This window comes from Undibacterium sp. JH2W (assembly GCF_049340425.1).
Classification (GTDB): domain Bacteria; phylum Pseudomonadota; class Gammaproteobacteria; order Burkholderiales; family Burkholderiaceae_D; genus Undibacterium.
Window position 1 is genome coordinate 1 of the sequence record NZ_JBMPOT010000042.1, and the last position, 10,307, is coordinate 10,307.

At 46.4% G+C, this 10,307-nt stretch carries 7 protein-coding genes; 4 read left to right on the top strand and 3 right to left on the bottom strand.

Going from position 1 to position 10,307, the window contains the following annotated elements; translation table 11 throughout:
- Both ACO0LC_RS28760 and ACO0LC_RS28765 read left to right on the top strand, forming a co-directional pair.
- Nucleotides 1-2,735, top strand: a 2,735-nt coding sequence (locus ACO0LC_RS28760) for a hypothetical protein (protein WP_423009628.1), incomplete at its 5' end; no start/stop codon positions are given.
- The gene (locus tag ACO0LC_RS28765) at nucleotides 2,732-3,310 is read left to right on the top strand and encodes a pentapeptide repeat-containing protein (RefSeq protein ID WP_423009630.1); all 579 of its coding nucleotides are present in this window, start codon (nucleotides 2,732-2,734) and stop codon (nucleotides 3,308-3,310) included. The genes ACO0LC_RS28760 and ACO0LC_RS28765, both read left to right, overlap by 4 nt.
- Nucleotides 3,311-3,577: 267 nt before the next feature.
- Here the strand turns inward: ACO0LC_RS28765 and ACO0LC_RS28770 are convergent, their stop codons facing one another.
- Nucleotides 3,578-4,537: a transposase gene (locus ACO0LC_RS28770; RefSeq protein ID WP_423009632.1), complete on the bottom strand. Its 960-nt coding sequence runs from the start codon at nucleotides 4,535-4,537 to the stop codon at nucleotides 3,578-3,580.
- Between the two features lie 42 nt (nucleotides 4,538-4,579).
- Complete coding sequence (locus tag ACO0LC_RS28775) at nucleotides 4,580-5,263, bottom strand: hypothetical protein (protein WP_423009634.1); 684 nt, start codon at nucleotides 5,261-5,263, stop codon at nucleotides 4,580-4,582.
- On the opposite strand from ACO0LC_RS28775, the gene ACO0LC_RS28780 reads away from it, so the two are divergent.
- Both ACO0LC_RS28780 and ACO0LC_RS28785 read left to right on the top strand, forming a co-directional pair.
- Nucleotides 5,228-9,019, top strand: a complete 3,792-nt coding sequence (locus ACO0LC_RS28780) for a polymorphic toxin-type HINT domain-containing protein (protein WP_423009636.1) — start codon at nucleotides 5,228-5,230, stop codon at nucleotides 9,017-9,019. The two genes, ACO0LC_RS28775 and ACO0LC_RS28780, sit on opposite strands and share 36 nt — an antisense overlap.
- Nucleotides 9,020-9,508: an SMI1/KNR4 family protein gene (locus ACO0LC_RS28785; protein WP_423009638.1), complete on the top strand. Its 489-nt coding sequence runs from the start codon at nucleotides 9,020-9,022 to the stop codon at nucleotides 9,506-9,508.
- A 482-nt stretch (nucleotides 9,509-9,990) separates the two neighbouring features.
- On the opposite strand, the gene ACO0LC_RS28790 is transcribed toward ACO0LC_RS28785, so the two are convergent.
- The gene (locus ACO0LC_RS28790; protein WP_423009640.1) at nucleotides 9,991-10,164 is read right to left on the bottom strand and encodes a hypothetical protein; all 174 of its coding nucleotides are present in this window, start codon (nucleotides 10,162-10,164) and stop codon (nucleotides 9,991-9,993) included.
- Nucleotides 10,165-10,307: the final 143 nt, after the last annotated feature.

Here is a 10,307-nt window from a genome sequence, read left to right on the forward strand (position 1 = left end):
CCGTCTACGGCACCTCCAGCCTGTGGTACCTGATTGCCGACGCCAATGGCCTCACCGCCGAGAGCAGCCTCACTGAAGGCAATGTCATTACCATTCCGAATACCGCGCAGACGGGGAGGATTGATAGTCAGCGATTCAAGGTTTATAACGCCAGTGAGATTGAAGGCAGTAAGATGCCTAACATGGCTTCGCCAGGGCCAGGCGGATGTGCCATCGTGACGCAGATCATCTCCCTGGTAGTGCAGATTGTTGTCACCGCCTACACAGGCAACCCCATGCTGGGCAACCTGGCAGGACAAGCCATCAACAACATAGGCGGCATCCAGCATGGCTTTAATGCCAAGTCATTTGCCACGTCAGTTGTTTCCTACTACGTGCCCCAAATCCCGTTTGTGGATTCAAATGTCCCGGCAGCAGGCTTTATCAATGCCGTAGGCAACAACCTCGTCACCCAGGGTGTACTGGTTGCTACCAGATTGCAAGACAAAATAGACTGGAAACAGGCCGCGGCAGCGGGAGCGGCCAGTGTTATTACCGGCCAATTCAACGAATGGTTTAAAGAGACCCCGGTCAATCCAGGAGAAACAACAAGCGAAAGAGTAGACGTCAACACCAGCGGCAAATCCCTGCCAGACGTCAGCATCAACGGCGTCAACCCGGCAGAAAGCTGGGGACATGCCTTCATGCGAGACGGCCTCACCAACCTCGCCACCAGCATCAGCACCAGCCTCATCACTACCGGCAAGGTAGACTGGCAAAACGCCATCATCAACGGCCTGGGCAGTGGCTTAGGTGCGGCAGCGAACAACCTCATAGGCCAGACAGCCTGGGGGCAGGAACGCCTGAAGGCGCTTGAGGCAGAACGGGCCAAGGCTACACCTAAACTGGGGGATGAACTGCTCAACAAGCTGCTCAATGGCAGGAGCTCAGTGTGGGGGGTGTTGACGAATAAAACTCAGTCTGACAGTGGGGTTACACGTCTAAGCACCGTAGGTGTGGAACCTGCAACCCAGCCAAGTGCGAATCAGTTAGGCTTTACGTCAGACATATTCTCGAGATGGCGTGCTGCTGAACAAGCGAAAGAAGATGCACGGGTTGCATTTGAAGCGCAGGATGAGACCAGGCGCTTGAGTCAGCGCGAGCCTTTGGGTAGTGGCGGGAAGTCGATTGAGGACTGGAAGAATTTGAATGACACAGTGGGTTATTCATTTGGTAGCGACGAAGTGGATCGCCAGGCAGCTGAAAATTTGAGCGACAGTAAGTTCCGTTTGCATAAGCCTGGACAGTTTGTCGATTTCTCACTTAAATCTAATTCTCAGCCAGACACTCAACAAAAAGAAGCCGCTGTTCGTCCTAGAGTATTGGATATATTGGTTGATCAAGTGGTATCGTCGTCATACAAAGATAAATCAGCGGATGTCTTGCAAAATGCGGGATTATTCGACTCACAGGTAAGTGATGCAGAGTTAGGTAAAAACCTATTGAACACACTAAAAACTGTTGATTATCTGCCGGATTCTATTCAAGTTGCTCATGCTGGTGGGCCGCTTGATGATCTTCTATTTAACTTGAAGAAAGATCCTAAGGCTTTGAGACAGGAGCTGAATAAAGACAGTCAAAGTCTGTACGGAGTGGCAAAAGGTACCGGAAAATTTGCATTAGAACCTTTAATGTTTATTGCTGATCAGGCTAATTTAGCTTTGAATATTTCTACCGGCGGATTATATGCGCAAGTAAGCGATATTCCTTATCAAGCTGCACAACGGAATATTGCGCGTTCTCAAGGCATGTATAAATTCGCCAAAGAAGGTTCTGAATTTGCTTTAAATTTTACAGCAAACTTAGTAAATAATCCTATGGCGGTGTACGATGAACTTTCGAAGCGTGCTGAAAATTATACTGATAAATACAAAAATTTATCTACTTCAGAAGCTTACGAAAAGGGTACATATGACTTCCTTACTGTTGCTAGTTTTGCATGGCCAGTAACTGATTTTTTAAATACTGGACTCCAGGTTTCCAAGCGGGCTGCCCAATATTCATTTGTTCGAAGCGATAGTGAAGCGGTAATTACGACGTCAAAAAAAGCAGCTGTAGCAGAAACAGTTACCGACGTTGTGACACCAAAACCTACTATTAACGATACTCCATACATCTATTTGTTAGATAAGAATGGTCGTGAAACTATTCCACTATTTATAGCAGGCCCTGAAGCCATTAAAAACGGATGGATACAGAAGGCAGTGGGGTTTACAGGTGAAACATTAGAGGGATTAAAGAGTGAGCAAGAAGCAAGGGCAGCGGTGCAAAAGATTGTTGATAATGGTTTTCCAACGAAAGGGACAAACTACAACGTTATTGATCAAAAGTATGGTTCTGAGACAACGACTTTATTGCAAACAAATAATGGAACGCCTATTTTCCGCGGTGTTTCAGAAGACGCCAGTTTGTCATTGGAGCATTTCAGAAACAATGCAGATCCGGGAAATTATTTGGTAGTATTTAAAACCGATGGTCCCAATGGAATTGTACTTGACAAAGTTCTTCTTGATAATCAATCTCGACTGTCAACTGGATGGGAAAATGTTCTTAAAAATGGCAAGAACATGAATGAATCAGAAACATCCGTTTTTTATTATGAGGCACACAAGAATCTAGTAGAAGCGAGGCTTTTCTTCATGGAGCCAAATAGGAAAGTTAAACCACTGGGTGTAGTTTGGGAGAAAAAGCGATGAGCGAAATAAATCAATTGCAGGAGCGTTGGAAAACAGAAGAAGGCAATCGTATAATGCAGTCTGTATTGACTCAGCGTTTTGATTTGACACATCAAGAGAAAGTGGAGCTGTCGAGTGATGGCTTGATTACTGATTTAAGGGGAATTGACCTTTCTGGACGAGAGCTTAAAGGGTATTTGGTAGGTGATACTGATTTTCGTTGGGCAAATTTAAAAAATTGCTCTTTGACTGATCCGCTTTTTGAAGCGAATTTTTCTTTTGTAGATTTCAGCAACTCTTTTTTAAAGCACTGCGATATTTGGGATACCAAGGTTAAATCTGCCAACTTCGAAGGCGCGACATTACAAAAATTGTTGTTTGTTAATGCAGATGCTAGGAATGCTTCATTTAGAAATGCGAAGTTAGAATCTGTCGAGTTTCAGTATACAGATTTAAGAGGTGCAAGTTTTGATGGTACAGTATTCGAGAATTGTCGTTTTTTTCGCGTAAAACTGGATATGAAAAACAAAGAAATATGGGAGAAATTTAACGAAAAGCAATGCGTATTAAAGTTTGTAGAATGGTGCGAGCCATAATAATATTTGTGCCTGCTGCTGCGAGTGCCCTTGCCCTGTTCAGCGTTCAGTTAAACCAAATCACTTCGCCAGACCAGCATTTTTTTGCAAAACTGGCGAAGGTTTTGGTCCAGTTGAACACTGAACAGATCATTTTTAATCATCGCGAACAAAAAATATTGTTCGCCTGATTAAAATGTAAGCGATTTATTTGCCAAAGACGAGCACCACCCTGAACACCTAAAAATGTTCAAAATTAAAAGCTATTTTGTTTTATGAGAAGTCCGGTTAACGCTGCAAATAGTAACCAGTCAGCAAACCATCCCAGGCACTAAAATACTGAACAGATTTCGGCGCTGAGATATAAGGATCAACACCAGTCCACACCTCAGCAGGCGTATACCCATGCAAATGCTGATGCGGCCTGATGAAGTTATACCAGGTGGTAAAATCGTTCAACATGCAGTCGAGCATCATGCCATTGACAGGCGTGGTCAGATTCAATTTCTCTTTGAGCGTTAAAAACAAACGCTCAATTCTCCCGTTCTGCCAAGGCTTGCCAGGCGCACTGAATTCCTGATGTATCCCTAATTCTTTTAGAGCCCGTCTAAATTTTTTACTGCGAAAAACAGACGCATTATCCGTGCGAATAATTTTCGGTTGACCAAACAACTGCATCGCATCTTTAATGCATTCCAGTATCGTCACTGACGTCGCAAGCTCCAAGCGCTGCAACAACAAATTCATCCGTGTACCATGATCCACAATACCCAGGATAAAATGAGTCACGCCAGATGAATCCATTTTACCAGTACCATCAATACGCCAACGCAAATTCGCAGGACCGGGTTCCAGAAAACGATTCCGCGTTTCCTTGCGAATGGCTTCCATCTCAGTGCAGTGTTTCTGTATCCAGTTATACACCGTCCCCAAACTAATCGTCATCCCTCTGTATGCATAGAGCCGATTAAACTCCATCGTGATCTGCCGATAGCTTTTACCTTCTGCAAATCTTTCCAGCACAAAATGTAAAACCCAGCGTGGCTTGGGCTTGCCAGTTCGTCTTCTCAACCGCTTCACATAAAACTGTTTAACCGGTGGAAAGAGAACAGAAAATTGCTCTTGCCCGTGCCAGTTGAAACTGCAAAACCAGCACTGAACGCGTTTCAGAAAACCTGAAATCAGGCTCAAAAGTATATCTAAAACCCAGCAAAAAATCACCTCAAAATACACATTCGCCATCAACATAAAAAATAAATTCACTCAAAAAATATCAAGCGATACTGGATACTAATAAAAGCCAGCATGCAATACGACGCCGTTGGCAACCGCACCCGTGTCACCGGCAGCGATGGCAGCAGCCAGCACTGGGAATACGACGCTGGTGGCAACGTCACCCTGTATGCCGAAGGCAAAGGCGGCATGCTCACCAAGTCCACCCGCAGCCGCTACGACCAGAGTGGCCAGGTCCTGTGGAGCCGTACCGACACCGACCCTGGCACCCCAAAAGCCAGCATGCAGGAAACCTACAACCGCTACGACAATGCAGGTCACCTCATTGCCAGCAGCCTGCACATGATCGACGACAAGGTCAACAAGACCTTCCAGTACCTCTACGACATTGATGCCACGGGTCAGCAAAACCGCATCCGCGCCTTTGGTGATGCCAACGGCAACAGCATCCTCGTCTATAACGAAAACCACCAGCTCGTCATCGTCAACCAGGGCAAGGGCGATGGTAAAGACAGGGCAGAAACCAGCCGCTACATCTATAACGCCGACAACCAGATCCTCAGCAAGATCCATGATGACGGCAAACACGGTATAGAAAGGATGGAGTACCACTACACCAACGGCAACATCGAAGCGCAGACAGGTGTCGATGCTGAAGGCAAGAACCAGAGCAAGCTCGACACCGGCAACTACGCCTTCTTCCAGATGCTTGATGACAGCCACCCCGGAGGTGTCAGCCATTACACCATCAGGTCAGGTGACACCCTGCAAGGCATTGCCAGCGCCGTCTACGGCACCTCCAGCCTGTGGTACCTGATTGCCGGCGCCAATGGCCTCACAGCCGAGAGCAGCCTCACTGAAGGCAATGTGATCACCATTCCGAATACCGCGCAGACGGGTCGGATTGATAGTCAGCGCTTCAAGGTTTATAACGCCAGTGAGATTGAAGGCAGCAAGATGCCTAATCTCACCATGCCGCAAGGAAGTGACGGCTGTGGTGGCCTTGGCAAACTCATCATGATCGCGGTCGCAGTAGTGGTGACTATCTATACTGCAGGTGCAGCGGCAAGTGCATTAGGTGTAGCAGGCTCAGCAGGCGCTGCAGGTGGAGCGGCAGCGGCAGGCACAGCAGCAGCGGGAACAGCTGCAGCGGCAGGTACGGCCGCAGCCACGACAGCAGCCACCATGACAACCATGGAATTGGGGGCGAGCGTGTTAATGGGGGGAGCAGGCTTTACAGGTGCAGCCGTTGCTTCTGCGGCAATTGGCGGCGTAGCAGGTTCCATTGCCAGCCAGACAGTGGGGATAGCGATAGGTGCACAAGATGGATACAACTGGAAACAGGTTGGCCTTGCGGGCTTAGGGGCAGGTATTACTGCCGGTATAGGTGGCCTGATTCAACTACCCGCAGGACTTACTTCCATGCAAAATGCCGTTGCCATTGGCGGTCGTGCCATGTTGGCGAATGCCGTGACTCAGAGACTGGCAGTCGCCGCACATTGGCAACAAGAGTATGACTGGAGAGGCGTTGCAGCCACAGGCATAGGTAGCCTGGCTGGATCAGCCGCCAACGCTGCCATGGGAGACACCATGTTCAACAGCCTGGGCCAATATGGAGGTATCGTGGCCCGCAGCACAGTGAGCGGCATCGCATCAGGGGTTGCTGCCAGCGCCTATCACGACGGACATGTGGACTTGAATCAGATCGTCTTGAATTCATTTGCGAGTTCCTTGATCAATGGCATCTCAGAAAATGACAAAATCAATAGATTGAAGGCAGAACAGGAGCAATTGCAGCAACAGCAGGCGAAAGATAATGCGCGGCTGGCGCAGAAGGCACAGGACGATGCCAATGCTTTGCGCGCCTGGCGTGATGATGCATCACCAGGAACGCTCGCTTTACGTGCCATGCGTGCTGAAAAAGGTAGCTTCCTTCAAGAAGACCACATCGCCTATGATCAATTGAGCCGCTTTAGAAAAATGCTTGATCTGGATGGTGACACCGTCAAGTGGCAACTAGGCATGTCCCAAGGCATCTACTTAGAACCTGGTGATGGTATTTATAGTGAAGATAAAGTTCGCCCATTGGTGCGTTACAAGACAATTACACGTACTTTGACCGGACCTCAAATTATTTTTGGTCAAGACCAGAACATCACGGTCGCTGAATCAAGCATCACAGGTCACACTACATCACGATACATGCCTGAGGTGAAGGATTCTCAGAGTACAGAGATGGGCTACAAATATGGATCGGGTGAGCGTGCTGCATTGGACCTTGAGCGAGTTGCCAATTTAATCAAGGCAGATCATAAAGATGATGTAGATGAACTTGAAATTGCAAGAAAGAACGATGCTGAGTTTTATCGCCAAGGTGCCAAGAACGTCGATGGGATAGCGGGGATATTTGAGGGAACTGCCTATCGTGTCGGCGGCGCTATTAATGCGGCTGGTTATTCTACGGCAATGTTCGGACGCGGCCTATGGAAACTAGCCACGGATTCAGACACTAAAATTACTACTGCAAATGCGGTATTGCAAGCATGGCGTGACCCAGGTGCAGTCATTCGTGCAGCAGGTGACGGCATAGATGAATTTAAAAAGTTATCTACTCAAGACAAGGCAACTGTTGCATTGCAAGTCCTTGTGGAAACTGCTGCACAAGCTGGGATCGGGAAAATTGCAGGTAAGGCTTTTGGTTTGATGGAAACAGCAGGATCAAGAATCAAGAACGCTTCTATGATTTCATCATTCACTAGGGATGCTGCAATTACGAGCGAAATTGGTGATGTTCGAAATGTTGTTAATGTGACGGAAGACGTACGTGTTCCTGTTACCGATGTCGTCGAGAGGCGCGCTACTGGATTGGCCGCAGATAGGCCGTATGGCTCTACAACGAGTGAAGTAAGGGCAATTGCTGGCAAAACACAGTCCGAACTGCAAACACTCTCAAATTCAACGAAGAATGAAAAAGCCTTCGAAGCACTGAATTCTGTTGAGAGAGGAGCACAAGAAGGAATAAGTGCTGAGATGAAATCGGCAAAAGCGCTCAACCAAGAAGGTAACTCAGGATGGGCTTCTCTGAAAAATGATGTTACTTCTGACATACGGCAGGCTGAACAAGCTTTGGCAAGAAACCAAGCAAAGGCTGGCAATATTGCTGAGCGCAATGTAAATTCAGAAGCTAATGCGTTGATTAACGAGCGACCGATCCAAACGAGGGCTACAACGTCCGTACAACAATCGCAGCTTGCCAATAATAGCTCCCTTGTTCGTGCGGAGGTGAACGCAGCGTCCTTAGAAGAAAAGCTTCTTGCCCGGGCAAATGCCGAGCAGATGTTAGCTTCAGGAGTCAATCGACCAAGCAGCAATTTGACTTTTGAACGCCTTGCCTGCTTCGTTGCAGGGACTTTGGTGCATACCGATCAAGGCGTGAAAGCCATTGAACAACTGACCGTAGGCGAAAGAGTCCTCTCCAAAAATGAGCATACAGGCGAAGTCAGCTATAAAGCCGTAGTCAGAACAATGCAGGCACCAGATAAAGATATTTATCAGGTTTCAATACAGAAAAGCAGCGATGAGTTTGAAATAATCCGTGCGACAGAAAACCATCCGTTCTGGCTGGAAGGTACGGGTTGGGTACAAGCGGCTGATTTGCTGGCTGGGGATCAATTGACAACGCCGGAGGGGCAATTAATCAAAATCCTTTCGATCGAGAAAGAGCCTGAGCAAAGCACTGTTTACAACATTGAAGTGAAAGATTTCCATACCTACTTTGTTGGTCGTTCACAAGTATGGGTTCATAATGATGATTGCGGTAAGATTAAAATCAGTCATCAGCGCAAAGATGGGACTGTTACGACCTTTTTGATGGATCGTGATGGGCAGTTTAAAGTGCTGTCTGGAGCTAAGGCTGAAACTGCTGCGATAGAACATGGACTGCCCACGCTTGATCGTGCGGGGACGATTGCAGGTTTGAATGGGAAAAATAACGCTGATATACTAAGTAGGATAAATGCTCCCAATAAAGCAATGTTACTGGATGTTGCTGAGGATGGCCTCAATGCACTAGTAAAAAAATATGCGGAAATTAAGGGTACGAACGACGTGTTCCTTTGGGATGATTTTGAGAAGGCAGCGAATGTCAACCCACTTTCAAAAGCTGAACGTTCTACAATAAGAAAACTTGCGCGCGAGCAGGGTCTCGTACAGCGAGCGATGGTTGACGAACGAGGTGTGGCAGATTTCGGACCCTGGACAACTGAGATTTTAGATAAAAAAACCAACATTTCGATTGGCAAAGAAGTATTTATTCCTGAAACTATCGGAATGAAGTACGGTTCGCATTTTGGCTACTTGGACTCAAGGTTTAAAATCCCAACTGGGTATCTTTGGGATCATATGGCGACAGATGGTTGGTTCCGCGCCGTTGAGAGAAACGTTCACTCAGTTACGCCACATGAAGGTCATGCACTTTGGAAGAAAAAGGTAGATTAAATGACATTTAAATACGACGAAGATACGTTCGTTCCATTCTTCTCGGCAGGAGAAATGGATGCTTTCAAACTACAAATGAAGGTGGATTTTCCTGGCTTCGAGTACGATCCAAATTACGTGGCTCATATAAGTCATTTTCATGGCGGAAGGCTTGTCACGAAATTCTTTAAGACAAAAAAAGGAGCTAGTTTTCCAATTGAGCGCTTCTTGAATTTCGCAGATCGGCATTTAATTCAAGATAAAAATATCAAAGGATTGGGTGTTTATGCAATTTGGTCGCTTATTGAAGATAGGCTTAGTATTTGTCAATTTCCCTTTGCTATTTTGCCGGGAGGAGATTTTCTTTGCTTCGACTATACATTTGGACTGCCTCCAAAAATAATACTTTGGTATCACGAGGGTTCCAAAGAGGGGGAGCCATGTGTTGAGGTTGTTGCTGATGATTTTGTGGAATTTATCAATGTGCTGAGTGCTGTTGAATTGTGGTAGTTTCGTGTGATCTGGCAGTAAAGCCTCCTATGTGGCGTGGATGCTGCTGCCCTGTTCATCGTTCAGTAAAGCCAACTCGCTTCACCAGAGCAGCAATTTTTGCAAAAACTGGTGAGGATTTTTTTTCAATAGAGCATTAATATGACTATTTTTTAATCAGTGCGAGCAATTTATTTTGTTCGTCTGATTAAAATTTGAGCGAAATATTTGCTCAGGATGGGCTACGCCCTGAACACTTAAGGTGTTGCCCTGTTCACCGTTCATTTAAACCAAATCACTTCGTCAGATCAGCATTTTTTGAAAAATCTGGCGAAGGTTTTGGTTCAGTTGAACACTGAACAGATCATTTTTTAATCATCGCGAGCAATAAAATTTGTTCGCCTGATTAAAATGTAAGCGATTTATTTGCTAAAGACGAGCAACACCCTGAACACCTAAAAATGTTCAAAATCAAAAGCTATTTTGTTTTATGAGAAGTGTGATTAACGCTGCAAATAGTAACCAATCAGCAAACTATCCCAGGCACTAAAATACTGAACAGATTTCGGTGCAGAAGCATAAGGATCAACACCAGTCCACACCTCAGCAGGCGTATACCCATGCAAATGCTGATGTGGCCTGATGAAGTTATACCAGGTGGTAAAATCGTTCAACATGCAGTCGAGCATCATGCCTGAGGTGTACTGTCAATAGCGGACACTCATGTTCTAAGCTGCCTGTGAGTGCCGATTAAAATTTTCAGCAAATAAGGCTGGCGATATATTGCCAAGACGCGAGTGACGTCGCTGGCGGTTATAAA

Excerpts from the sequence above, each read along its gene's own strand:
- ACO0LC_RS28785 (WP_423009638.1), top strand. The coding sequence starts at position 9,020 with ATGACATTTAAATACGACGAAGATACGTTCGTTCCATTCTTCTCGGCA.
- ACO0LC_RS28765 (WP_423009630.1), top strand. The coding sequence starts at position 2,732 with ATGAGCGAAATAAATCAATTGCAGGAGCGTTGGAAAACAGAAGAAGGC.
- ACO0LC_RS28790 (WP_423009640.1), bottom strand. The coding sequence starts at position 10,164 with ATGTTGAACGATTTTACCACCTGGTATAACTTCATCAGGCCACATCAG.
- ACO0LC_RS28780 (WP_423009636.1), top strand. The coding sequence starts at position 5,228 with ATGCTTGATGACAGCCACCCCGGAGGTGTCAGCCATTACACCATCAGG.
- ACO0LC_RS28775 (WP_423009634.1), bottom strand. The coding sequence starts at position 5,263 with ATGGCTGACACCTCCGGGGTGGCTGTCATCAAGCATCTGGAAGAAGGC.
- ACO0LC_RS28770 (WP_423009632.1), bottom strand. The coding sequence starts at position 4,537 with ATGTTGATGGCGAATGTGTATTTTGAGGTGATTTTTTGCTGGGTTTTA.